Source organism: Rhodopirellula sp. SH410 (assembly GCF_055811895.1).
Window position 1 is genome coordinate 4,577,804 of the sequence record NZ_CM147949.1, and the last position, 25,248, is coordinate 4,603,051.

Below are 25,248 nucleotides of genomic sequence, written 5' to 3' on the forward strand. Positions count from 1 at the left end.
CGCTCAAGGGATATCTGATGTGACAGGGATCGCTTCGGCGAGAATCTCACCCCCCACCCAATCTGGTTGCTGACTGGAGGTTGGCACCGAGGGAATGCGTCCAGGTCGATCGATAGTGAGGATGGATTTCCAAGCGATCAGATCTCGGCCAGCCGTCTTTCTCCAGAATCCCGCACTGGGTGCGTTCAGTTCCCGCCCTGTTTCAAGATGGCCCTGCTCCATCTTCCCGGATGCCGCTGATTGACTTCTCCTGGCTCCGCTACAACTTCGTGAGAATCGCGAATGCTGAGCGAGGATTTATCCAGAAGAGATGGATACAGAAAAATAAGAAGCAGGCGATCAGAGCATTTTCCTGCTTCCAACTTTCCGCCCAACTCTCCTTCACACGATCGTTCGAAAAAAACGAATGTGACGATCATCCCTACAAAAAAACACCGACAATCAATGCGCCTTGGGACGTGAAGCAGTGAACCCGTGCCGTCGCGTCAGGCTTCCTGCCCAACACTTGCGAAAACCAAGATGCGACATCCCGCTTAAGGTAGCCCAGCTGGTTACTCGAAGAGTCGAAAACGGCAACGGCGTACGGGTCGTGTTCGTTGGACGGTTCGCGCCGCAACAGAATCACATCCCCAACCTCCAGCCTTCGGATGCAATCTTCGCGGTTTCCGATGAAATCGCCAACCACCCGAAACGTGTATGTTGGATCCGAAGCCGAGGATCGGTAACGTTGAACTGACGCGGGCACAGACCGGGTAGACGATTCGTTAACGGGTTCCGCTTCGACAATATCTGGAACAAACATCTGAGTCGGCGAAAACCCAAGCACTGGTTCGCCACTACAAGCGAACTCAGCAACTAGAGCAAATCGTGCCTGCGGAATTTTGTCCATTGGGATTCGCAGGAAAACGCTCTTTCCTGATGAGCGATTGAATAGAACTCCGTCGATAAAACGACTGACCCTTTGGACCGATGACAACGTAAACTTCTTGGACTGAAGTTCTCCGACCATCGATACCTGTTTCGTTGTTAGATACGCCCTGCCACTGCCAATTTCTTTGAGGTAGTAATCACCGCCAAGAGGTATACCGGCAGGCCGTTTGAGCATCACGACTTCATTCCATGTGACATCGCAATCGCACAAGAAGTTCTCTTTCGCCGCCATCTTGAATGGAACGTTTGTTGTCGCATCCGGGACGAACACGCCTGCGTCAAGCTCATAGGCTAACTGACAAAGAATGATACGCAGCTCGTCGTCCTTTAGAAACTTCAACTCGACACCCAAAGAAACTGCTAGCTGGCTTAGCAGCTGTTCTTCACGTGGCTCCAGAATCCCATCGTCAAGTGCTTCTTCAAAGACTTCTCGAATGAGTTGACTACTTTGTAAATTGATCGTCTCCTTTACTTCTGTCTCGGAAATCCCCGCCTTGCGAGCAAATTTCTCGATTGCAACCCGATTGGAGCTCGAGATACTGCCCGTTTCAATAATTGACCGAATACCCCGCCTGAGCTTTTCTCGGTTCTCGCTCTCCGCCTTCTGCCGTCGTTTCGCCTCCCGCTGACATCGACCTTGCTCTGCAGTTCGCTGCGAGATGCGATCGCTTACCAGTGACAGATTCAATCTCGCAACGTCGACCCATTGCCCTTTCGTCAGCTCAGGACTCTTGACTTCGTCGCCAGCCGCGATGTGTCCTTTGCGAACCATTTCTAGAAATTCGGTGTCCGTGATCGGTCCCACATCCTCTCGCCCTTTCAGCAGTCGCATGCGTTGGTAAAACCACGAAGTCGACAATTGTTCGTCTGCATTGCGATTCCTGTTATCGACGACAACAACTTGCTTCTGACAACTCGGGCACTTCCCCCGCCGGCCCATCTGTTCCGCGCTGCAACGAACCGGTTTCTCACAGAAAGAGCAAATGAAGACTTTCATTTCAGCTGACATCACAAAACCCCTATTTTGGTTTCAATCTATTTCAGGACATGACGCCAAACTTAATCATCAGCTGTTCCGATTCGACGACATCAGCGGGCTCGATCTGAGCATGCTTCTCTAGGTCCGCGATGGTTCGTGCAACGCGGGCGAGGCGATCAGCGGTGCGAGTCGTCACCGTTGATTCCTCAAGCACATATTTATATTTAGAGAAGCCGTCGGAAGAAAACTTGCAGTAGTCGGCAACTGCACCTCCGGGGATCGCGGCATTGCAGCTGATTTGTGTACTTTGGAACCGTTCCGTCTGCGTATCGCGAGCTGCTTGGACGATGCCGCGAAGACGCCTCGATTCACCCTCCTTGGTGGGCGCAAAACGCTCGTCCGTAGTCAACGGTCTCATTGCCACTTGCAAGTCGATGCGATCAAGTAACGGACCACTGATTTTTTGCTGGTACTTTTCGACTTCCGTCTGCTTGCATGCACACCGCTCACTCCCCGCGTAGCCGCAGGGACATGGATTCATTGCGGCAACCAAAGTGAATCGCGACGGAAACTCTAAGCTAGCTTGCACACGAGTAATTTGAATTACGCCCTGCTCAAGGGGCTGCCGAAGCGCTTCAAGCGTGCGGCGTGAGAACTCTGGAAGCTCATCAAGGAAGAGTATGCCGTGATGAGCCAACGTGATCTCGCCTGGACGCGGTACGCCAGAACCACCGCCCACTAGCGCCGGCATCGAGACGCTGTGATGAACGGTCCGCATCGGCCTGCGAGTTACTGCGTTCCCGTCATCCCCGAGCTGCCCCACCGCAGAATAGATTCGCGTAAGTTCGACCATTTCAGATTCTTGTAGACGAGGCAAGATTCCAGGAATCGCGGATGCCAAAAGTGACTTCCCTTCGCCAGGCGGCCCGACCAGCAGCAGATTGTGTCCACCCGCGGCCGCAATCACGGCCGCTCGTTTGGCCTGTTCTTGCCCACGAATTTTTCCAAAGTCAACTGCCTTGTCAATCACAGGGTTGAATCGAATTGGTTCTCGAAGTGCATTGCGCAACTTCGATTTGCCTCGAAAGAACTCCAACACCTCCTCGAGTGTATCGGCTGGATACACTCCGCAGCTCTCATGACCGGGTTTGGCCAAAATCAGAGCACACTCCTTTTCATTACCCGCCGGCACAATCAATGATTGGCCTGCAGTTGCCTTGAATGCTAGCGACAGAGCACCGGGAACCCGTCGAAGGCCGCCGTGGATTCCGATTTCACCGAACATCACAAACTTATTTCCCTGCTCTTCAGGAAGATCCGGGAGCAAACCTGCGACTTGCAACATCAGCACGGCGAGTGGCAGGTCAAGCCAAGCACCGCCTTTTTCAAGCGCTGCCGGTGCAAGGTTGATTAGGATCTCAACCGGCGAATTCGGAATGCCAAGCTTACTGAATGCTCCGCTGATTCTAGTCACCGCCTCGATGACGGGACCACGCGTCATACCCGTCACTTGAACACACTCCGCAACGGGGCGAGCGGTTCGCAGAACCTTCGTCGCACGTCCTTGCAACTCAATGTTGTGACCTTCGATCCCAAACAGGATCCCGCCATTGAGCGTATGGTCGCGACGCAGAAGGTGATCGTGAAAATTAAACCGGTTCAATTTGCTGCAGCCCTTAAATTTGATTGAACCAGATCATATCATTCGCAGGCTCAGAGGTGAATCGGATTGGAAATATCGACTTCATGCAACAAGTAAGCGTGCCCTTCCCGAAAGCTGCAATCCCCGATTCGCTCTTTTCGCGAGCAATTTCCGAAGTCTCTAGAGTCTCGTCTTGTTACACTCGATTGTTCACCAACCCCGTCGCCTTCGGCTACATCTGATTTACGCGCGCACGGGCTTGTAGGGAACGAAAGTGAGATAGGGCGGTTTCCGATGTGCTCACACAGTCGTCGTACCCCCAAGCGATTTGGTTGCTGCTTGCTGCTTGGCACCCAGGAAAAACGCGTTGGCCGATCGACAGTGCGCGTGGGCTCACAGGGGCATAGCATCCATTTCGGATCTCGTCACGCATTGTATTCCTGAAACACAAGGTGCAGGCTGGATTTCTGGAGCGATGGCGGTGGCGTCCAAAGTGTTCTTACTTCAATTCCACAAAGGTCTGAACGCAGGCGTGGACTGCCGTCAGACGAGAAACACACTTCACGTCCACCGATCGCGATATCCCTCGGTGAGTCCGCGTCACCACGGAGTCCACTTGCGTTGCTTCCGACGCATTCCGAATAGGGGTTCACTCCGCACGAGGCAAACAAATTGGATGCCACCGCAATGCCTTCCAAATCCACCACTCTGGCTCCGCACTGAAAACATCGCACGCCCGCGATTGCCGTAGCGTTCCGGCCCTAAGTGCGTCTCCATCGGATGAGCCGAAATATCAATCTGGATCATGGATCGCCACACGATATCGCGGACTCTGCAAACCTGGAAAACACAGTTAGGAACGAACGGAAAATGACTGTCTGAAATTGTGGTCGAACGCTCCGCGGTGGACCATTCTGACCGCGGAGCCCTCGGCCACTTACTTTCCGCTCGTTCCTTAGCCAACGAGCAGTGCGAGGTGTCAAAACGCGGCGCCCCCCATCGCTGATCTACGGACCGCGATCAACGCGAACGTGGGACGCAGACCCATCTTCCCAATCAACCGCCCCATCGCATTTGCAATGAGTTCCCCAGACGCGTACTACGATTGGTCCGGAATGGTTTCCTTCACACCAGTTACTCGCATTTCGAGTTCTTGAATGATTTGGCGTGTTTGAATGACGAATGGATGTTCGCTCTCACTGGGATCGATCGCAGCTAAATCGTCGATCGCGTTGGTGATGGCTTCTTGTTCGCATTGATCGTCCCCCGTGAATCGGCAAAGTTCCGCCTGCGATCGATACAGCAAGGCGCGCCAACACCGGTGCGATAGATCTTGAGGCGATGCCGCAACGAGAGTGGACTGAATTGCGATCGCTTTCTCCAGTTGATCGCTGGCCTTCGCGATCTCACCACTGGACCGTGCGAGACTGAACAACTTGTGGCGAATATGGACTTCGGACACCGCAAAGACGGGCGTATCAGGAAATCTGGACCGCAACGGCTGAAGTTCTTCGAGCGATGCTTCCAATCTCGAGATGATGTTCCGGCGTTGAAAACGCGTGCGAATTTCTCGACGCAAATTCACGCTCGCCAGCGTTTCGACCAGCGTGAATCGGACGACCGCGTCGTCGGGCGCGACGTCCAATTGATGCCGCAGAATTTCGATTGCGTTCTGAAAGCCCGAGTGTTTCAGGCCGGGGTCCGTTTCCAGCCGAGACTGAGCGAGTTGAACCCTGGCGCGAAGAGTCTCCACGTCACGATTATGAGCGTTCGATTTGTGCAGGCCTTCTAGCAACTCCGTTGCGATGCTCAAGTGCTCTCGGTGCGACTGCGTCTGTCCGTTTGCCGAACCTTCCATCCGGCGGCGGCGCGGTGGCAGAACCCCCAGCGCGACATGGCCTCTGGCCCGTTGCAATTGACCTTCGCTGTCCGTAGGTGCAATGGTTTGCGCGGCAAGAATCGCGGCTTCGTATTCCGCATCGGATTTGTCAAATCGCATCTCAGACGCGTAGAGATCCCCCAATTCATTGTGCAGGGACGCCAACAGGAGTTGCTGATCTTCCGCTGGCAGACCGGCTTGCTCGCTTCTTTCGTTGAGAACTTGGATTCCACGACGAAGCGATTCGGTGGCGGCAGGCGCGTGACCAAGCTGTCTTTGGATCAGTGCCAATTGGATACTGGCGCGCGTCATCTGGACGATAATGTCAGGGCGAGTCGGTGACTGCTGTGACAATCGCTCGTACAACGGCTGAATCCCTGTCAGCACTTTCGCCGTATGGGGCGACGGATTCAGTCGCGGGGTCGTGTCGTGGACGTCATCAAGACCAACATCACTGATGGTCGTCGGTGGAACGGCAACCATCTCAACAATCCCCTCGAGCGATTGTAGCGCCAGATCGACGGTCGCCTCGGATTGATTCAGCGCCGTTGTCGTTCGCTCGTTGGCGGCGGACGTGAAGATCCAACCTGCCGTGGAAGCACAGGTCGCAATCATCAGGGAAGCCGCCGTCACTGCTGCGGCGATCGCGACTTTGGGATTTCGTCGACACCACCGCGTGCAGCGTTCAACGGACGACAGCGGACGCGCCTGGACCGGTTCACCAGCGAGAAAGCGTTCGAGGTCGTTGAACAAGTCCATCGCCGTTTGATAACGCAGCGATGGTTCGGAGGCGATCGCCTTCGCGACGATCGTGTCCAGGTCTTTCGGCACATCGAGACGAAGCGTCTTGAGCGGTGGCACGCGGTGATGACGGATCGCATCCATCAGATGATGCGGGTCAGTTTCCGTGAACGCCGGCCGGCCGGCCAACATTTCATAGAGCGTTAGACCGACGGCATAGACATCACTCTGCGCATCCGAGACGCCGCAAAACCGTTCCGGTGACATGTAACGCAGGCTGCCGCTAAGGGTGCGCGTAACGGTTGGGTCGTCCTGCGTATTGCGGGCGAGACCAAAGTCGGAAAGCTGTGCCGTTCCATGTTCATCAATCAGGATATTGGCTGGCTTGATGTCACGGTGCAATACGCCACTGGCATGAGCATAGGCAACGGCGCCGGCGACTTGCATGGCGATGTGAGCGGAATCTCTGTCGCTGTATCTGATTTCCGAATGGACGATCCGATGATCCAGGGATTCGCCATGGACCAATTGCATGACGAGGTAATGCATCCCGTCGGTCTCACCCGTCCCGAACACGGGAACGATATTCGAATGATGCATTGCCGCCGCTGTTTTGGCTTCGCGATGAAATCTCGCAAGCGAGTCATTGTCGAGCAAAATCTGTTTCGGGAGCAACTTGATCGCAACGGTTCGGCCGAGGGATTGTTGCTCGGCTTCGTAGACGATCCCCATGCCGCCGCGACCGATCTCACGAATCAATCGAAAATCGCCAAGCTGTTCGACTCGCCTGCCCGCCAGCGTGGCGCTCCCATCACGGGCCACCTGCTGATCGACTTTGACCTTCTCGACCGATAGTACCAGCGGAAACATCTTGCGAATCAGCTCGCTCAATTCCGGATGCCGCCGCGCGTACTCGTCCACGGTCGGGCGATCGCCGTCGCGATAGCGAGCAAGAAAGTCGCTGGCGAGGACATCGACTCGCTCGTAGCAGTCGGTGGTGTCGTCGAGTGTTTCGGTGTCGAGCATAGGATCAGAGACTTGGGAAATTCAAAAAGTCACAATCAGGCGGAACGCATTGGCCGGGACGTCCGAGAGTTTCCGCATGCCCTATCGATTCGCCAAGCAGTCGTACGACCGCCATCGACAGAAGCGAGAGAGAAAAGCGTTTCATGAATGAGTTCCCTGGAGGTCCGGCTGGAAGAGTCTCAATAGGTTAAACCCCGCAATTCCCTAACTTCTACTGAAAAGACAAGACCTTTTCGGAGCAAAGGCGGCCGTCACGGCGTCTCATAGCTTTTCCAGAACGTTTCGCAGACGCTCCAACGCACGCATGTACCGAATACTTGCGGCCTTGGGAGTGATGCCCAGTTCGACAGCGACCTCCTGATTCGTCAGTTCTTCGAAGTGTCGTAACGCCACGACTTCGCGATCGATCTCGTTCATCGAATCAAGCGATTTCTTGACTTCTTCGATCAACTCGACTTTCACCGCCGCTTGACTGGGTGAGGTCAGATGGGCAACGAATCGCTGCGACAGGCACACCGATGTGTTGCCCGGCAGCGCAGCGGACTCCGGCGCGGATTCACGCAGCGTCGATCGCGATTCGGTTGCCAGGTGCCGGCGGTGGACATGGCTGAGCGTTTGGCGGGCGATCAACCGGAGCCAGAGAAAGAACGATGGAAAGTCCCCTGCAACGAAGTGGTCGAGCCGCTGTTGGGCATCGAGAAACACCTCTTGCAGCACATCATCGGCATCGACACGAGCCCGGATGTGGTTACTGAGTCGAAAGTGAATGATCTGCCACAGCCGAGCTCGATGATGCGAAAAAACCTCCGCAAACCGTGAGACATCACCGTCTTTGAGTCGCTGCTCGCAATCATCAATCGTTGAGTTCACAAAACTTTTCAATGAGTCTGTAGAGGGCCGTCGTGGGGCCGAGCATCTATCACAGCAACACAAACCGAATCACCTTCATTGTAGCTGAGCCCGCGTCTGATGAAACCAACTCTCCCGAGCGTAGTGCCGGTCTGGATCTTCGCGGCTGCCGCCCCCCATGATGGCGAGCGCCGTGGGAGAACCGGCCCAGCAGAAAACCTGCCTAAGTTTCTGCTAGAGTATGCTGCCGTACCAAGGGAACTTGGGTGCCCTTCTGTCCGTCGTCGACGGAACAACATCAACCGTGGAGCGAACGTCTTTCCAAGTTGATCGTCGAAAATGAATCGGCAATGTTGGATCACGGGGCCATCGACCGCTATCTGTTTCTTGCACTTCATGAACACCTATTTCAAAATGGTCTTGATCGCTCTCAGCTGCTGCTGGTTGAGCATCGTACACGGTCAGGACGCCGATTGGCCCGAATATCTTGGGGGGAAGGATCGAGACCTGTATTCGTCGCTCGACCAGATCAACCGTGGCAACGTCTCTGGGCTGAAAGTGGCCTGGACATTCGAGACCGGCAATGCGGCCGAGTATCAAGCGAACAACTTGATTGTAGGCGGAGTGCTTTACACGCCGACCGCGACGCGCAAGGTGATCGCGTTGGACGCGGCGACAGGGAACGAACTCTGGCAATGGGATCCAGCCAACGAACACACTGGCGCCGGTAGCCCGCGGCAACGAGGGTTGGTTCATTGGGCCAGCGAAACCGGGGGGGAGCAGCGTTTATTCTCGGGGGTCAACGGCTTCCTGTTTGCCATCGATCCGCAGACCGGCGAGACCATCCGTGAATTCGGCCAGAACGGCTCGATCGATCTTGGTTCAGGCCTCAACACGCCAGGCGTTACCTACCAAGACCTCTTGATCGTTGGCGGACTTGGCGGAAAGGGATCACTGCGTGCTTTCGATGTCAGAACCGGCGAGCAGCGTTGGATCTTTCACTTGATTCCACATCCTGGCGAAGTGGGCTACGACACGTGGCCCGAGAACGCCTATGAAACGGCGACCGGTTTGATGCCTTGGTGCGGACAATCGCTCGACGAAAAACGGGGCATCGTTTACGCCGCGACCAAGACGGCTGAGCCGGATTTCTATGGAGGTGAACGGCATGGCAGCAACTTGTTCGCCAACAGCATCGTCGCACTCAACGCCGCTACCGGAGAGCGGATCTGGCATTTCCAGATCGTGCACCACGATCTATTGGATAAGGACTTGCCCTGCGCGCCGGTTCTGCTCACGGTGAATCACGATGGAAAACAGATCGATGCGGTCGCCCAAGGGACCAAACACGGTTTGCTATTCGTGTTCGACCGCGTCACGGGTGAGCCGCTCTGGCCGATCGAAGAACGACCGGTTCCGCAGTCCGATTTGGTCGGCGAGCAGACTTGGCCGACTCAGCCATTCCCTACCAAGCCTCCGCCGTTGATGCGGCAGGCCTACACGCCAGCGGATGCCTCGAACATTTCGCCCGAAACTCATCAGATGACTTTGGACCGGATTCTCGCCGCGCCCAACTTCGGCCCTTTCCCCGCGCCAAGCCTGGAGGAGTCGGTGATGTTTCCTGGATTCGATGGCGGCATGGAGTGGGGCGGCGGGGCCGCTGACCCTGAGGGGATCTATTACGCGAACGTTAACGAGATGCCTTGGCTGCTGCAAATGATCGAGACCCGCCATGCAGATGGCTCGAAACTGGCGACGGGCGAACGTGATTACATGCTCTACTGCGGCGTGTGTCATGGTCTGGATCTGAAAGGCAACGTTGACCTAAAGTTCCCCTCGCTGGCCGACATCGATAAACGAAAAACCCGCGCCGAGATCGAACAGATGACGCGGCAAGGTCGTGGGCGCATGCCCTCCTACGACACGATGCCGGAAGAAAAACGCGTGGCGATTCTCGACTACGTGCTCAGCAAAGGCGAGCCACCCCAAGGGGCCCGTGACGAGGCCACGCAGCAAAAGCCGCCCGCCTTGGAGGCTGACGAAAAACCGACCTATGCCTTCGGAGGATTCCGTCGCTGGTTGGACAGTGAGGGCTACCCTGCGATCAAGCCACCGTGGGGCACCTTGAACGCTGTTGATCTCAACACCGGCGAAATCAAATGGAAGGTTGTCCTGGGGGAGTATCCCGAACTGACTGCGCGAGGAATTCCACCGACGGGTACCGAGAACTACGGGGGCCCGCTGGCGACCGCTGGAGGTTTGATCTTCATCGGAGCGACTGCGGACGAAACCTTCCGCGCCTTCGACAAGGAAACCGGTGATCTTCTATGGAAAGCCAAACTGCCGTTCGGAGGTAACGCGAGTCCGAGTACCTACATGGTGAACGGACGACAATATGTCGTCATCTCGGCCGGCGGCGGTAAAAGTGGGCGCCCCCGTGGCGGAACTCTCGTTGCCTTTGCGTTGCCCGAATGAAAACGGGCCAGACGGTTGCCGACACTGCACGCCTCTTGCCCTGGGAACTTCGCTGCCGACTCGTTCAGACATCAGCCTTTTTGGAATCTCCATGATCTTTCCTGCCCCCTCCCGCCTCACGGCAGCCGTTCTCCTCGGTTGCTTCTTCAGTCTCCCATCCAATGCAATCGCGATCGAAACAGATGTATGTGTGTACGGGGGCACGTCCGGAGGTGTGATGGCGGCGGTGCAGGTAGCGAGGATGGGAAAGCGAGTCGTGCTTGTCGAGCCGGGACAACACCTCGGTGGTATGACAGCCGGAGGCCTGAGTGCTGTGGATATCGGTGACCCACGCAGTGTCGGCGGGATCACGCGCGAGTACTTCACACGATTGGTTGCCAGCTACGGACAGCAGCTGGACTGGGGCACTGCACTTGAGAGAAACGGGGGACCGGCAACCGGTGGCGCCTACTCGATTGAACCGCACGTGGCCGAAGCATTGTTCGATTCGATGGCGAAGGAAGCCGGAGTGGTTGTGCTGCGTGGTGCGAGATTGAAATCCGTTGACAAAGAGAATGCTCGCATCGTCGAGATCGAAACCGACAACGGCCACACGGTTCGCGCCAAGATGTTCATCGACGCAACCTACGAAGGCGACCTGATGGCGGCCGCTGGTGTTCGTTTCACTCTGATGCGTGAAGGCAATGCCCAGTACGGCGAACACTACAATGGAATTCACTACACCGATAAATACCGGCCTCGAACGGGCCACCAACAGCCACAAGCCAACGGTCGCGTTCCCGGTGGTCAGGGCGTTTGGGATCGCGATTTCCCGCTGGATCCCTACGTGGTCAAAGGCGATCCGAGCAGCGGACTGCTCCCGCTGCTCGATGGCGGTCAGCCGGGGTCCCAAGGCGAACCTGCTCCGGGCGTGATGGCGTATTGCTTTCGCTTGTGCCTGACGACTGACGTGTCGAATCAAATTCCGATCGAGCCGCCTGCGAACTACGACCCAAATCGATACGAACTGGTCGCTCGCTTTATCGATGCCTGCGTTGCCAACGGTGACGACATGGATCTGCGTTGGTTCAGCAAGTATGATCCTCTGCCGCATTCGAAATGGGATTTCAATACGGCAACCTTCGGCGGTAATTTGCCCGGTGCCAGTTGGCAGTGGCCGGAAGCAAGCTACGATCGCCGTGTCGAAATTGCCAAAGAGATCGAAGACTATCACCGCGGCCTGCTTCATTTCCTGGCAACCGATTCGCGAGTGCCCTCGAAAGTGCGCGACGAAATGCAGCGGTTCGGACTGCCCCAGGATGAGTTCACCGACAACGGGGGCTGGCCGCACCAGTTGTACGTTCGCGAAGGCCGCCGCATGGTCAGTGATTTGGTTTTGACAGAACATCACACCTTCGGTCGAACGACGGCGCCACACTCTATCGGCTTAGGATCCTATGGCACTGACGTTCACGAAATCCGTCGGATTGTGAAGGATGGTGTGGTTGCTCGGGAAGGAAAGATCGCAGGCGGACGAGGTGGATTCGGTCCGTACAACATCGCATACGGGGCAATCGTGCCGAAACAAACCGAATGCGAAAACCTGTTCGTCACCTTTGCCCTCTCGGCAAGTCATACCGCGTTCGCCAGTATTCGCATGGAACCGGTGCTCATGGTAACCAGCCAATCAGCCGCGACCGCCGCCTGCATTGCGATCGATACGGACGTCCCGGTTCAGCAGGTTGAATACGATCGATTGCAGACGCGTCTGGTGGCCGATGGGCAGGTGCTGCAATGGCCGTTTGCCAAAGCAAAAACGCCGCCGCGAAAGATTACCAGAGCGGCGGACCTTCCCGGAATCGCCATGGACGATACGGACGCGGAGTTCACCGGCGATTGGATCCAAAGTTCCGGCCAGCCAGCGCTGATCGGATTGGCTTACCGGCACGATGGCAACACCAACCGGGGGCAGAAATCAGCGACGTTCACACCGGTCATTCCTCGCGACGGTCGATACGAGGTTCGTCTGCTCTACACAGAGCATGCCAACCGATCGACGAAAACCCAAGTCACGATTCGCAGCCTCGAGAGCGACGAGGTGGTTCATGTTGACCAACAACAGGCCGCACTCGTCGATGAAGTGCCTCGATCGCTCGGCGTCTTTCAGTTCCAGCGAGGCACGTCCGGTCAAATTATCATTTCAAATGAGGCAGCCGATGGCTACGTTGTCGTCGATGGCATTCAGCTGGTGCCTGCCGTCGACACAGTGCCTTCACGCTGGTGACCACCGCCCGCTTCCCAACGAGTCACCTCATTCGGAGACGGTGACAACGTTGACATCTGTCTCCGCCCTGGTCGAGGCCGTCAACTCAAACCGATACTCAGTACCGGATTGAAAGCCCGGGCAGACTCAATCGCGTGGACGAGCCACGACGCATGGTTGTCGGTTGGTGTGTGCCGATGACGCGACGCTGCGACGTGTGAATGTCGTGTTGCTGAGTCGATCCGTACAGCGACAACTCCATCCGTTGCAGCAGCGGTAATGCTTCACCGGTAATGACTTGACGCATGTGATGGATGGCAACGTAATCGTGGTGGCGTACCCCATCAAAACCTTGGTGCTGCAACTCTCGATGCAGCGTCACCAGCAGCGAACGGACACTGTTCATGTCCTCGGCGACGTGATGGATCAGCCCACTCGATGCATAGCGAGAATTGGCTGCGGCATGCAGCATTTGATGCATGTGTTCTTGTAGCCTCTCCAGCTTCGTGACGGTCAATTCGATGGAACGCGAATGCTCATAGCCTTGGCTCAATTGGTGCGCGTCGTCATGCAGATGGCGGGTGACCTCTGCGAGTTGATCGGCCAGCCGGTCCAACTCCGCCACGCGCACGTGACGCACGGGAGTGACAACGTGGCTGCCGGAACGATGCGAACGGTGAGGATCATTGTGGTGGCGGTCCACCGTCGGCACGGAACGGGGATAGAAGCCGAACCGATTGAATCCCTGGCCGTGCGCCGAGGTGCCGGTGAACAGGATGCAGGTGAACGTAACAACAGCGGCTGCGAGAAGGGGAATGGCTCGGGTCATCGGAAATCTCCAAAGGAAAAGGGGGCGGGCTCGTTGGAGTTTCACAAACGCATACCCCATGCCAATACAGTGAAAATGGTGTTTTCACCGTGTTTCACGAGGTATTGAGGAGTGGAGCCAGCCCCAGCGCTGAACCAATGTGTCGTCATTTCGACCCGACGAGTGTCGTCGTTCTGATGGCGCACTCTCCGGTTCACTCGGTCGCTGCGGTCTGCTGGGACGCCTGCAATCAGACGTGGGGGGGGAGGGAAACGAGTGAACCGCGTTGGGGTGTTTGAACTCGAACCGGTCGACGTGCTGATCCGAGTCGGTTTGCGTCTCTCAACCTGCGATCAGCTTTCCAATCAAACCGATCAGAAACCCAGCGACAGCGCCGAGTGCGGGAAAGCTGGCGTGTTTGAGTTTGGCTTGCGGCGCAACATCTTCAAACACCAGATACAGGATGCCCGACGCGGCGAACACTTGCATCCATCCAAGGGTTCTCGGGGAATCCGCAAGCACCCAAAATCCGAATGCACCCAGAACCGGTCCCAACAACGCGGCGCCGACGAACCATGCCAGGACGGTGGACTTGCCCAACCCACCCTCGGTTAGTTCTCGGAACGAGTTGAATCCCTCGGGAACATTCTGCAAACCGATCAAGCCCGCCAGCAACAGCACGCCACCTTCTCCCGTCGCGATCGTTGCCCCTAATGCGATGACTTCCGGAATGAAGTCGGACAGCATGGCGACGAGTTGCGACATCGACGACTTGCTGCGATCGAGTAGCGTTTGCAAACCCCAAAACGCCAGACCACCGGCGGCAAATGCGGTGACCGTCTCCCACGTCGCGATCGCTTCGACGCTTTCGGGAATCAAAACGAGTGCCACCGCAGAGATCAAGGCTCCACCCCCGAATGCGATGACGGTGTGGCGAAATTCGTCTTCCAACCATTGCGGATGAATCCGTTCGATCGAAGCGAGAAACCCGCCAACCGGAATCGCCGCACCGGCAAGAGCGGTGTATAGAAAAAGTTCAAGGTATAGGATCACGCCTGCTCACTTCCCGTCACGATGTTCAACAAATTTTCTTGATCGTGGACTCGGTTCACTCGTCACCCAACTGATGCACACGCATCCGCAGTGGATTGACCAGGAACGCGTTGGTGGCACGGTCGTGTTCAGTGTCTTGGTAACCGATGGCTTGCTACCCGCCTGAAATCGGTAGAATAGCCCGCCGCAATCATACCTGACGCCCCAAAACATCAACAGTCTGCCTCAGTCGCCACGCCGATGACCACGTTCCAATGTCGCGACATCATGGACTCCGATTGGCCGACGATCCTCCGCATCCAAGACGAGGTCTATTACGAGTTCGCTCCCGAATCGGAAGCCGTGATGCGATCCAAAGCAACTCGCGGCCCCGACACCTCCTTCGTCGCCGTCGAGCAGCAGTCCGCCGTCGTCGCATACTGCCTTGCCCATCCGTATCCACCCAACCAAGTCGCGGTACTTGGCATCGCTGAATCGAGTAGACTTGAACCAACGGACAACCTTTACTTGCACGACCTCGCCGTCCAAAAAGCATCCGCGGGACTCGGCATCGCGCAAGCCTTGTTCAACCACCTCACCACGGTTGCTCGCTCAAGTGGCTACCGAACGATGTCGTTGGTCGCCGTTCAGCAAGCCGCTGGGTTCTGGATAAAAATGGGTTTCACCCCATCTACCCATGCGACCATCAACAGCTCCTACACCGGCGACGCCACCTTCATGACCCGCCGTCTCTAAACCGTCCCCCTTCCCCCTTCCCCCTTCACCCTTCCCCCTTCCCCCTTCACCCTTCACCCTTCACCCTTCACCCTTCACCCTTCACCCTTCACCCTTCACCCTTCACCCTTCACCCTTCACCCTTCACCCTTCACCCTTCACCCTTCCCCCTTCACCCCTTCCCCCTTCACCCCTTCCCCCGTCACCCTTCCCCCTTCAACGCATCGGTCGCTTCAAAACAACGTGGCTTCAAAACAACGTGAATGGCCGGCAAAGATTCACAGCATCGTTCATGATGCTGCGAACCAAGCCGACCATGGCGTGTCTGGTCTCGATGTGAGTGCACCACCTGTGGAGAGAAATAATGAGCATGGCAGAGGGCGATCGGTACGGTTTTATTGGCCGGTTCCGAGATTCAACCGACGACGAGCTGATTTCCGCGTTCAACTCCCAAGTCGGCATCAATGCCTGGGTGACCGCTCGAGCACACTATCTGTCCGCTCTCCGTTTGGAAATGTTAAGCCGGGACTTCGATTTCGGCCTGATCGCTGATCAAAGAGGACTCAACCTTCACAAGCGAGTCCGACGTGTTGCCAACCATCTCGAACACGTCGATGGCTGAGGTCCGGCTCGAGCATCAGCGATGGCGCCGATTCACCATGGCCTCAATCGCACGAATCCCATTTTCTGTCTTCGTCCATGCCGATCCATCCCAAGCCCCCCCTCCCCTCGTAACCGGTCCCGCGGATCGTCGTCGCCGAGGTCATGATCGAAGCCTCGTGATGCGAAGTGGTATCTCAATCATTCCTGCTGTCATCTCGCAGCCAAATTGAAGAACAACAGATTCGTCGTTGAGGTTTAAAATGAGCATGCAGATGAATTACGCGATCGAACCGAATCTTACGCCGGCTGAGTTCATCGACGTTTTGCTGCGTTCGACGTTGGCGGAACGACGGCCGGTCGAGGATCCGGCACGGATCGCCAAGATGCTCGCGGGAGCTGACCTGGTCGTGACGGCGCGGGCTGTGGACGGCACGCTTGTTGGCGTCTCGCGGGCGATCACAGACTTTGCTTACTGCACATATCTGTCGGACTTGGCCGTTGATGTGACACATCAGGGGCGTGGAATTGGGCGCGAGCTGATTCGCGTGACACATGAGAAGGCTGGGCCGGCGACTCGGCTGATTCTCTTGGCAGCTCCGGCGGCAGCCAGCTACTATCCGCATGTCGGCATGGAGCAACACCATTCGTGCTGGATGATTCCTCCGCGAGAAAAGGAGAGCATCTCCAAGGTAGAATGAACCATTCGACGAAGGCGTCGCCGCAGTTCGATCGGATGAGCCGTTCATTCTCCGCTCTGTCGCCGCGACTCTTTGCGGCGTGGTGACTGCACATCACGTCGGAGTGCCGTCCGGATGACGGGTCCACGCTCTGGCGAGCGTGGCGACGTCCGTCATGCACTGAGGGCATTTACCGGCTCGCGGGTCTCTGCCGAGGGCGTCCTGCCGGTCTCTGGCCCGCACCGGAGCGGCCTTGACCGCCCTGGCGTGCACCTCCCTGACCGCCCGGAAAGTGACTGCGCCCGTTAACCATTCCAGCCGATTCATCTTCATCGAGCCAGACGGTGAATTCCTGGTGCACGGACTTGCACCAGCCCTTTTCTTTGTTGCACGCAAAGTACTGGATCTTTACCGAAATCGGTTTGCCCACGTCCCAGTCCTTCACATCGACCAAAAATTCCCGTGGCTCATTGTCGGATTCGACTTCCAAACGCTTGGATAGCCCTGCTGCCGGCGAGACGGTTGCACCTTCGGCAACGATTTTATACTCCGGTGGACTGGCCAGGTTATTCCAACTTGCTCCCAGTACCGGGTCTTGGCGAAATCCAAGATACAGCGTACCGGTCCCGGTCTCGAGCAAGGGTTGGTCTGCTTCGGCCCGTAGCTTCACATAACGATTGGACTGATTGAAATCGATGGAGCGTAAAACAGAGACGGGATTGCTCTCCCCGTCAGACTCGACACGTAGCGGGATAGCCTTACCTTCCACGCGAAGTCGTTCCACGAGCATCTCGCTCTGGGGTGTGAGGTGCCGTTCGAAACGAGGAAGGTTCAAGTCTTGGACGGTGGTCAGCGTTTCCGGTTTGCCGACGAGGGTCTCCAGCGATTCGCGAAGACTTGAGCCGTGCCCCCATGAGTTGCGATGCACGACTTTGCCCGATTGATCGAATACGAACTGAGAATTCGGGGTCAGGACGAAATAGGTTTTTAACCGGTTGTCGATCGGATCCGTCAACCATGGGATCTGGGTTTGCAAGAGTTCCTTGGCATGGTCGACTTGAGCAAAGCGGTCCTCGATCGAAGACGGCTGCACGAATCCCCAATTCTCCGGGTGTGTCAAGGATTGGTACAGGAAGTAGAAATCAACGCCTCGATCCTTGAAGTCGCGAGCGACCGCCTCGATTTCGGGGTAGGAATTTCGGTACTCGGGACACGTTAAACAACCACTGACGATCACGGTGTACTTCGACTGGAAGATGCTATTGATGGGCACCAGCTCCCGATCGACGTTGTAGACTTTGAGGTCCTCAGGCAGTTCGGCTCCGATGGGAAATTTCTCGTTGAATTCGATATCACGCGGACGAACGCGATCGCGAGGCCGGCCGCCCTGCGATGCTTGTCCTTGCCCCCGTCCCGAACGACCCTGCCCAGCACCACGCTGACCTTGGCCAGCACCACGCTGACCTTGGCCAAACCCTTGGCCACCTTGCCTTTGGCCCTGCGGAGGTTGTGCTGCCAGTGTGCCGGAGATCAGCACGATGGCGATACAAGTCGCCAAGCGGTATAGGACGTGAGTGATGGAACGTTTCATGGTTGACTCGTCAGTTTTAGGCGGTTGAGTTTTAGACGGCTGCGAATATTAAATGGAACCTCGCCGCTACGGGCGTCGGCCTTGAGTTGGCGCGTTCATGGGCGCATCGCCTGTTGGATTTAGTTTGTTGCGGCGAAACTGCGACGCCAGGACAAGTCGCTCTTTGGCGTCCAACGCGCCATCCTGGTTGGCATCAGCGATTGCAAATGCTTCGTGCATGTGCTCGGGCAATTCGGACTTGGCGAGTGTCCCGTCCTTGTTCTCGTCAAACGACATAATGTCCTTCGCAAACGCTTCGTCAGCCTGGGCAGGATCGCCGCCGCGGCCACCGCCGCCGCCGGCAGAACCGCCACCAGGTCTCCCTCCTCCGGCAGGCCCGCCGCCCGGCCGACCGCCAGCTGCCTGTCGCGATCCGAGCCCCTGGCGCCCAGAACCCTGACCTCCGGGCCCCTGACCTCTGGGACCGGACGGACGCAATTCTTCGGCGTTTAGTTTTCCATCGTGGTTTTGATCCAGTTTTCGCAGGACGTTTGCCGCCGCGTCGATCTCTTGCGACGAGAGCTCGCCATCGCCATTTGCATCAAAGAGGCGCAGGAGTGGTGGCGTTTGTTGAGCTCCCGGCCCCCCCATCCCTTGTCCACGCCCGCCCGGTCCACCAAGACCGCCTTGTCGTCCGCCTCCTTGACCCAGACGGCCACCGGGAGGCTGAGCGTGGACCAAAGAATCGCTGAACGACAAAGCGATCACGCAGAATACAGTGAGCAAAGACAAACGCTTCATGATGAGTTCCGTAGAGGTTTCAGTGAGGAGGGTTCACTGCCTAAAACCCGACCGCGAGGGAACATCTACCGGAAACTCAGAAAGATTCTTGAAATACACGGACACGGATTGATTCGTATCAATGGGCGACGGGAAAGTGAAAAACGATTGCCCGTCCGACGGCAGCGATGCGTGGGTGGCTTTCGAGGATCGCTCCCATGTCCAATGACGATCCGTGTGCGTGGGTACTGGATCATCTCCTGGATTTGCCAGCAGACGCGGAATCGAGCTCTGCAAATCCCCCGCAAGCAGCCGCCCATATCCGCTTCGGTGACGGCACTCTTCTCCTTTCTTGAGAAAATGCCTGTAGATCATTGAATTGCGTGGGGTTTCCTAGATCATGCCTCGCATTGTCTCAAACACCCGCATCGGAAATCCCGCCATGCCCCTATCAAACTATCGACCGATCCGACTCATTGGTTGCTCACTGGTACTGCTGACTGCCACCGTTTTGGCGGCTCCTTCGATTGCACACGCCGAAACTCACAAGAACATCGTTATCTTGCTCGCTGACGATCTCGGCTGGGGCGACGTCGGCTTTCATGGTGGAAGTGCTCAAACGCCAAACATCGACCGTTTGGCGGCCGAAGGCGTCCGGCTGAATCGGTTCTACGCCTACCCCGCTTGCAGTCCAGCCCGTGCGGCCATGCTGACGGGTCGCTTTCCTCAACGCTACGGCATTGCTGGTCCTGTTCGCCCCCGCGACGAAGGACTTCCTACCAGCGAAGCAATGCTGCCCACGGCATTTCAGAAGGCTGGCTACCAAGCGAGCCTGATTGGTAAGTGGCATCTCGGGCTCGCCGACGACATAGCGAATCCCAGTCAACGAGGCTTCAATCACTTCTATGGTTTTCTCGATGCGTCCATTGACTACTACCAACACACCACCGTTCAAGGGAACGTCGATTGGCAGCGCGACGGACAGACGATCAACGAAGAAGGTTACGCGACAGACCTATTGGCCGACGAAGCGGTGCATCAAATCAACCGCAGCGTCCCAGGCAAACCGTTTTGCATGGTCGTGTCATTCAGTGCTCCGCACTCGCCGTTTCAGGCGCCCGAAACCCTGATCGCCAAGTACCGAGGTCGAATGAATGAGCGTGAAGCGACGTATGCCGCGATGGTCGACTCGATGGACCAAGGAATCGGCCGGATCCTGGCTGCGATCGACAATCAAAACCTTCGCAACGATACCATCGTCGTGTTCACGTCGGATAATGGAGCGGTGCGAGTCGGAGCCAACGACCCGTTTCGCGGGCAGAAACGGGAAGTCTACGAGGGGGGGATCCACGTTCCTTGCATCATCCGTGCTCCGGGATCATTGCAAGCGGGAACAGAGAACGAGCAACTCTGCGCGATCCATGACTTGTTCCCGACGCTCGCCGAGGCTGTGGGCGTCACGCTTTCTCCAACAAAGCCGCTTGATGGCATCAGCCTGTGGCCACAATTGGTCAGTAGCAAGCCGACATCAAGAACGATCGTCCTTGCCGAACACGATCATGCAATCATCCGCGACGATTGGAAATTGATCCAATTCGCTGACGGCAACACGGAACTCTACAACCTGCGGTCGGATCCCACGGAGGCAAACAATCGGGCCGATTCGGAGACCAAGATTGCCTCGCAGCTGTTGTCCAAACTGGCCCAGTACAAAGTAATCGTCCAAACCGATGGCCCCGTCCCACCGTCTGGCGACGGTCGCCAGAACGTGGTTTCTGGCCAACACACGCTCGCCAAAACCACACCCCAAGAGTTGCAAGAGGGCGAGTCGCTTGCAACGGCCACGCTGAGAGGTGATGCGAAATACGGCGTCCTCGGTGACCCTCGAACTGAATCCAACGGACGCGGTGTGCGTTTGCTTTCGGGTGAAGATTCCGATGGCAATGGCACGTTCGCCGGCGAGGCTTCGCTGATGAGCACCGACGTCTCCTCGGACCAGCGTTGGTATCGTTTCTATATCTCCGGCCTCGCACAGGACAACTTCGCCGTCGATCAAGACGATCTGTATTTGAAAGTTCAATTCTTTCAAAAACACGGCACCGATTCACTGGACCTCATCCAAGAGCGGATCTACTCACAGGTCTTGCAGCAGCGAAAGGACTTCTTTGATAAAGACACAAACGAGAGTCTCGGCCACGCCACTTGGCGAACCTATGCGATGGACTTTCGCACGCCGTTCGCGGAAGTCGATGCCGTGAAGTTGAGCGTCGGCTTTGCCAGTGGCAAGGGCGAGCAGAAACGCAGCGAGTTTTGGGTGAGTTCAATGGAGTTGGAGCCGATTGATACACCCCAGAAGTATCTAGCTGCCCAATCCACCCTACGCGACTTCCCGCAACCGGACGCCGCCACGCTGGTGCCACTCGGCGGACGCTGGTACTACGACCCGCAAGGTGGCGAGCGGACGCTCCCCAAGCAGTTCGACTACACGAACTCAGATCAATTGCTCTACAAGTCCGATCGGTTGGAAGCACCCTTTGCGGGCAACATGAGTTCATGGCTGCGTGCAGGCTATCTGGACTTCGACGGCAATACCGTCGAAAAGGACCAACACAAACCCTACGCGGTTGTCATCACATTCACCGACGAGCATCTGGTGATGCGAAGTCGCAATCTGCCCAACCACCCAACCGCGACCTTCCCCGATCGTTGGCGGATGCTCGACGGCAACCCGTCGTACATCAAGGAACAGGCGAATACCTGGCACATTCCACTGGAACCCAAACGCGATCCCGACGCATTCGCCATGGACGAAAAAAACTCCAACCAAGCCTTGCCGATGGGCGCGATTGGCGTGGCGACCAACGGCGTGATCTTTTTCAATCCATTCGACCACATTTTTGAAACAGATGCCGTGTGGCGTCTGGATCGTTGCTGCGGCCACCCAAGTCCTCAGCAGCAATACCACTATCACAAGTATCCCGTGTGCGTGAAGACTCCGTGGAGCGACGAGGGTCAAGCTCATTCGAACGTCATCGGATTCGCCTTCGATGGGTTCCCTGTCTATGGGCCATACGAAGCAAAGGGGCTGCTTGCCAAAGACGACATCAAGAATCCGCTCAACGGTTTCAATCTTCACGAAGACATGGATCGTGGTCCACACTATCACGTCACGCCGGGCGAGTATCCGCACATCATCGGAGGATACTGGGGACAACTCGAAACGCTGAATCGCCCCGGTCGCAGAAGAGAGTAGTCATGCCGACGACGGTCATCGTCACCATGGCAAGTCGATGTGGACTCGCGTGCGATACTGGGTATGACGTCATCGATGGCGCAAGGAGCCACTCATGCCCGCATCGACTCAGCCACGCATGGTGCATGGATCAAGCGACGTTAGACTCTCGATGACCCGGCGAACGCGGCACGGGAGTGAACCAGACAGCTTGATAAAGTTGATGTTCCGGCGAACGAGATCCGCCTCAATCTTCGTCTGAAACTTCTCCCGATGCACTTCGCCACTTCGATCCCATGTGTCGTCATATGGGATGTCTGTGTCGCAAACAAAGCAGAGTTGATATCGATCACGACAGGTGTCCGCCAACTCTGCCACGGTCGGGTGAGCCTCACCGTGATAGTCAAGAGAGAACTGATACGTCGTGGTCGCGTCGGTATCGACAAACAGATAGCGATTCGCGTTCGCAATGATCTCGTCCTCACGTTCGCGATGGCCGACGGCGATCTCAGCGAGCTGTTCTAGCGTGAGACGGCGGTCGACTTGATGGGACTCCCAATACTCACGACCGAACTCCCGCACCCATTTCGTTCCGAAACGGTTTGCCAGTTCACGAGCGATTGTTGTCTTGCCCGTTGAAGGGGCACCGAGAAATACGACCCTTGTCACCAGGTCGCTGTAGACGATGGTATCCAGGTAGCTGCGGAAACGATACGGCGCTTGCCGAATAGCGGTCCCGGAAACAGGAAATTGCTTTCGATCCTCATCAACACGGCAGTCCATCGCCCCCAAGGCCTGACTCACGTGATGCCCATAAAACTCGCTGCTGTAGAAATGCGTGACGTCTCGGCCCGTCAATAGTTGGCGCAGGTAGGCGTCATGGAGCGAAGTGATCTCAGCGGTATCGCCCACCACGGTTGGCCCATCTTTCGCCAGGATGACTTCCACGCTCGGATACAATGTCCTGATCCAACCGGCTCGCGTTTCCAACGGAACAGCTGTGACTTCCGGTGCGTCGTAGATCACTACGATGGCATGGTCGTTCTCGGCAATTGCTCGCTCGATAACCAATTGATGCCCACGATGCAGCGGTGCATATTTCCCCAACGTCAATCCCAAAGTCACGTAGCGACCTCGCCCGTTTTTTGCTTCACCAACTGCCTATTCCAAATCACCATCCCAACGCTGGCCAGAACCAAAAAAGTGATGTAGAGGACCGCAGTCGCATTGAGCTCTTTCGTGAAATAGACCCAAATGGCAACGATATCGACACCGATCCAGAATCCCCAATTTTGAACATACCGTCGAGCAAGCAAGAACTGAGCAACAAGGCTTGCCACGGTTGTGAACGCATCGGGATAGGGGAGCGAGGCATCCGTCCACAAGGCCATTGCCCACCCCAGTCCGATCGTTCCCGCGACCGTTACGGCGAGCCAACAGCCGAGCCATGAAATGGCAAGCGTTTTCACGATGAGGTCCCCATCGCCAGCACCTGCACGCGTCCAGTGATACCAACCATAACATTGAAGAAAAACATAGATCACATGCAGTGCGAAGTCTGAATACAGTTTCGCATCGTAAAAAATGATGATGAACAGCAAGACCTGAATCAGTCCGGTCGGCCAGCACCAGACACTCCGGCGGATTGTCAGTAAAACGCACAGAAATCCGAATCCGGTCGCAGTGAGTTCGATTAAGTTTATCACGACACGTTTATCCGGAATCCAGAGAGTCTCTGCGGCTGGGTGGAAAGCACAGGACCACCGTCTGTTGGTTGCTGGATTCCATCAATGCATGTTGATGCCGTCGAAGATTCTAAATGAAAACCGCCCGCCCCGGGGCATGCTCCCCCGCAGACCGTTGATTGCGGGTCAGTCTGCGAGAAATAAGTGGCCGAACGCTCCGCGGTCGGAAAGGTCGACCGCGGAGCGTTCGGCCACAATATCAGACAGTAACTTTCCGCTCGTTCCTTATCCAAACGAATCTGTCAATGCAGGATCCCCATCCGCAAGTGAACAACCAGTAACAAATCCTCCCGTAGCTACCGTCGCCAAACGGTGGACCACTCACACCCTCGCGCCCCGCCCTACGCCAGTATGCCTGCACGCGTTGCACAGCCGCTCAATCCAGCCTAAGGATACCAGGAACAATAAGTGACGGGTTTACCGTAGTGGATCTTGTTAAAGATCCTGTTCTGGATGGATCTTTAACAAGATCCACTACGCCAGTTATTGATCCCGCGTTCCTAAGACGGAATCGAATCCCAACAAACGCACCACTCGATCATCATGCCACCGGTGGTCACACGTGAAGCTGGACCAACGTTATCGACAGCGGATCCTGCGCACTCGTACTATTGGCCAGACGTCCCGCAATGTTACATGACGATACAGGCGTTCTACGCTATCTTGGGACACCTGCCAGTGCTGGCAGGACACGACTGCCAACGACAATGCGTTCACAAACACCGCACTCATCTGAAGAGCCCCCAATGACATATCCACGAAGCTTTTCCCACATCGGCATTTCCGTCACGGACCTGGACCAGGCCGTCGAATTCTACACAAAAACGCTGGGATGGTACGTCATCATGCCGCCCACCGAAATCCTTTCGGATGACTCGGCAATTGGAGTGATGTGCGACGATGTCTTCGGAAGAGGTTGGGATCGATTCCGAATCGCTCACCTAGCAACCGGCGACCGAGTTGGCGTCGAGTTGTTCGAATTCAAAAATGCTGAAAAGCCAGAGAATAATTTTGAATACTGGAAGACAGGCGTCTTTCACTTCTGCGTTCAGGACCCAGACGTCGAGGGCCTCGCGAAGAGAATCGTCGCGAACGGGGGCAAGCAACGGATGCCCGTTCGCGAATACTATCCCGGCGAGAAACCTTACCGCATGGTGTACTGTGAGGACCCTTTTGGAAATCTTATCGAGATCTATTCTCACAGCTATGAACTGACGTATTCAGCTGGTGCCTATCAATCCGCTTCCGATTCCGATTGAGCGGTGACCGTCCCGCCGTACTTGGAGACTTTCGTCGCCTTCGG

At 56.4% G+C, this 25,248-nt stretch carries 18 protein-coding genes; 7 read left to right on the top strand and 11 right to left on the bottom strand.

All coding sequences use genetic code 11. From position 1 onward, the window contains the following. Positions 1–421: 421 nt before the first annotated feature. The 5 genes from SH410x_RS16630 to SH410x_RS16650 all read right to left on the bottom strand — a co-directional run bounded on the left by SH410x_RS16630 (position 422) and on the right by SH410x_RS16650 (position 8,067). Positions 422–1,939: an HIRAN domain-containing protein gene (locus SH410x_RS16630; RefSeq protein WP_473669028.1), complete on the bottom strand. Its 1,518-nt coding sequence runs from the start codon at positions 1,937–1,939 to the stop codon at positions 422–424. A gap of 31 nt (positions 1,940–1,970) precedes the next feature. Further along, entirely contained in the window at positions 1,971–3,572 is a 1,602-nt protein-coding gene (locus SH410x_RS16635; protein WP_473669030.1) for a YifB family Mg chelatase-like AAA ATPase, read from the bottom strand. A 1,078-nt stretch (positions 3,573–4,650) separates the two neighbouring features. After that, positions 4,651–7,197 carry a serine/threonine protein kinase gene (locus SH410x_RS16640; RefSeq protein WP_473669032.1) on the bottom strand — a complete coding sequence of 849 codons (2,547 nt, stop codon included), beginning with the start codon at positions 7,195–7,197 and terminating at the stop codon, positions 4,651–4,653. A 4-nt stretch (positions 7,198–7,201) separates the two neighbouring features. Further along, positions 7,202–7,342, bottom strand: coding sequence for a hypothetical protein (locus tag SH410x_RS16645; RefSeq protein ID WP_473669034.1), 141 nt, complete (start codon positions 7,340–7,342; stop codon positions 7,202–7,204). A gap of 116 nt (positions 7,343–7,458) precedes the next feature. Continuing rightward, on the bottom strand, positions 7,459–8,067 hold the full coding sequence (locus SH410x_RS16650; RefSeq protein ID WP_473669036.1) for a sigma-70 family RNA polymerase sigma factor: 609 nt from the start codon (positions 8,065–8,067) through the stop codon (positions 7,459–7,461). Between the two features lie 318 nt (positions 8,068–8,385). Between SH410x_RS16650 and SH410x_RS16655 the strand changes: the two genes are divergently transcribed. Both SH410x_RS16655 and SH410x_RS16660 read left to right on the top strand, forming a co-directional pair. After that, the gene (locus SH410x_RS16655) at positions 8,386–10,521 is read left to right on the top strand and encodes an outer membrane protein assembly factor BamB family protein (RefSeq protein WP_473669038.1); all 2,136 of its coding nucleotides are present in this window, start codon (positions 8,386–8,388) and stop codon (positions 10,519–10,521) included. A gap of 91 nt (positions 10,522–10,612) precedes the next feature. Then, on the top strand, positions 10,613–12,784 hold the full coding sequence (locus tag SH410x_RS16660) for an FAD-dependent oxidoreductase (RefSeq protein ID WP_473669040.1): 2,172 nt from the start codon (positions 10,613–10,615) through the stop codon (positions 12,782–12,784). 97 nt (positions 12,785–12,881) lie between these two features. Here the strand turns inward: SH410x_RS16660 and SH410x_RS16665 are convergent, their stop codons facing one another. Further along, positions 12,882–13,592, bottom strand: coding sequence for a hypothetical protein (locus SH410x_RS16665; protein WP_473669042.1), 711 nt, complete (start codon positions 13,590–13,592; stop codon positions 12,882–12,884). A 321-nt stretch (positions 13,593–13,913) separates the two neighbouring features. Beyond that, positions 13,914–14,624, bottom strand: coding sequence for a ZIP family metal transporter (locus SH410x_RS16670; RefSeq protein ID WP_473669044.1), 711 nt, complete (start codon positions 14,622–14,624; stop codon positions 13,914–13,916). Between the two features lie 240 nt (positions 14,625–14,864). On the opposite strand from SH410x_RS16670, the gene SH410x_RS16675 reads away from it, so the two are divergent. From SH410x_RS16675 to SH410x_RS16685, 3 genes are all read left to right on the top strand, one after another. Next, a complete protein-coding gene (locus SH410x_RS16675; protein ID WP_473669046.1) occupies positions 14,865–15,359 on the top strand; it encodes a GNAT family N-acetyltransferase in 495 nt (164 codons plus the stop codon). A 343-nt stretch (positions 15,360–15,702) separates the two neighbouring features. Continuing rightward, positions 15,703–15,960, top strand: coding sequence for a hypothetical protein (locus tag SH410x_RS16680; protein ID WP_473669048.1), 258 nt, complete (start codon positions 15,703–15,705; stop codon positions 15,958–15,960). A 253-nt stretch (positions 15,961–16,213) separates the two neighbouring features. Then, positions 16,214–16,639, top strand: a complete 426-nt coding sequence (locus tag SH410x_RS16685; protein ID WP_473669050.1) for a GNAT family N-acetyltransferase — start codon at positions 16,214–16,216, stop codon at positions 16,637–16,639. Positions 16,640–16,808: 169 nt separating this feature from the next. Here SH410x_RS16685 and SH410x_RS16690 read toward each other — a convergent pair whose 3' ends face one another. Both SH410x_RS16690 and SH410x_RS16695 read right to left on the bottom strand, forming a co-directional pair. After that, entirely contained in the window at positions 16,809–18,209 is a 1,401-nt protein-coding gene (locus SH410x_RS16690; protein WP_473669052.1) for a TlpA family protein disulfide reductase, read from the bottom strand. 66 nt (positions 18,210–18,275) lie between these two features. Then, positions 18,276–18,989 (bottom strand): EF-hand domain-containing protein, encoded by a 714-nt coding sequence (locus tag SH410x_RS16695; RefSeq protein WP_473669054.1) that lies wholly within the window; start codon positions 18,987–18,989, stop codon positions 18,276–18,278. 421 nt (positions 18,990–19,410) lie between these two features. Here SH410x_RS16695 and SH410x_RS16700 point away from each other — a divergent pair, with 421 nt between their 5' ends. Then, the gene (locus SH410x_RS16700; RefSeq protein ID WP_473669056.1) at positions 19,411–22,221 is read left to right on the top strand and encodes a sulfatase-like hydrolase/transferase; all 2,811 of its coding nucleotides are present in this window, start codon (positions 19,411–19,413) and stop codon (positions 22,219–22,221) included. A gap of 108 nt (positions 22,222–22,329) precedes the next feature. Here SH410x_RS16700 and SH410x_RS16705 read toward each other — a convergent pair whose 3' ends face one another. Both SH410x_RS16705 and pnuC read right to left on the bottom strand, forming a co-directional pair. Then, positions 22,330–23,325, bottom strand: coding sequence for an AAA family ATPase (locus SH410x_RS16705; protein WP_473669058.1), 996 nt, complete (start codon positions 23,323–23,325; stop codon positions 22,330–22,332). Continuing rightward, entirely contained in the window at positions 23,322–23,906 is a 585-nt protein-coding gene (pnuC, locus tag SH410x_RS16710; protein WP_473669060.1) for a nicotinamide riboside transporter PnuC, read from the bottom strand. Before pnuC ends, SH410x_RS16705 begins: the two co-directional genes overlap by 4 nt. A 785-nt stretch (positions 23,907–24,691) precedes the next feature. On the opposite strand from pnuC, the gene SH410x_RS16715 reads away from it, so the two are divergent. After that, positions 24,692–25,204 (top strand): lactoylglutathione lyase family protein, encoded by a 513-nt coding sequence (locus tag SH410x_RS16715; protein ID WP_473669062.1) that lies wholly within the window; start codon positions 24,692–24,694, stop codon positions 25,202–25,204. Positions 25,205–25,248: the final 44 nt, after the last annotated feature.

Coding starts and splice junctions, on each gene's coding strand:
- SH410x_RS16630 (WP_473669028.1), bottom strand. CDS start 1,939: ATGTCAGCTGAAATGAAAGTCTTCATTTGCTCTTTCTGTGAGAAACCG.
- SH410x_RS16665 (WP_473669042.1), bottom strand. CDS start 13,592: ATGACCCGAGCCATTCCCCTTCTCGCAGCCGCTGTTGTTACGTTCACC.
- SH410x_RS16690 (WP_473669052.1), bottom strand. CDS start 18,209: ATGAAACGTTCCATCACTCACGTCCTATACCGCTTGGCGACTTGTATC.
- SH410x_RS16675 (WP_473669046.1), top strand. CDS start 14,865: ATGACCACGTTCCAATGTCGCGACATCATGGACTCCGATTGGCCGACG.
- SH410x_RS16655 (WP_473669038.1), top strand. CDS start 8,386: ATGAATCGGCAATGTTGGATCACGGGGCCATCGACCGCTATCTGTTTC.
- SH410x_RS16685 (WP_473669050.1), top strand. CDS start 16,214: ATGAATTACGCGATCGAACCGAATCTTACGCCGGCTGAGTTCATCGAC.
- SH410x_RS16700 (WP_473669056.1), top strand. CDS start 19,411: ATGCCCCTATCAAACTATCGACCGATCCGACTCATTGGTTGCTCACTG.
- SH410x_RS16660 (WP_473669040.1), top strand. CDS start 10,613: ATGATCTTTCCTGCCCCCTCCCGCCTCACGGCAGCCGTTCTCCTCGGT.
- SH410x_RS16645 (WP_473669034.1), bottom strand. CDS start 7,342: ATGAAACGCTTTTCTCTCTCGCTTCTGTCGATGGCGGTCGTACGACTG.
- SH410x_RS16715 (WP_473669062.1), top strand. CDS start 24,692: ATGACATATCCACGAAGCTTTTCCCACATCGGCATTTCCGTCACGGAC.
- SH410x_RS16640 (WP_473669032.1), bottom strand. CDS start 7,197: ATGCTCGACACCGAAACACTCGACGACACCACCGACTGCTACGAGCGA.
- SH410x_RS16680 (WP_473669048.1), top strand. CDS start 15,703: ATGAGCATGGCAGAGGGCGATCGGTACGGTTTTATTGGCCGGTTCCGA.
- SH410x_RS16695 (WP_473669054.1), bottom strand. CDS start 18,989: ATGAAGCGTTTGTCTTTGCTCACTGTATTCTGCGTGATCGCTTTGTCG.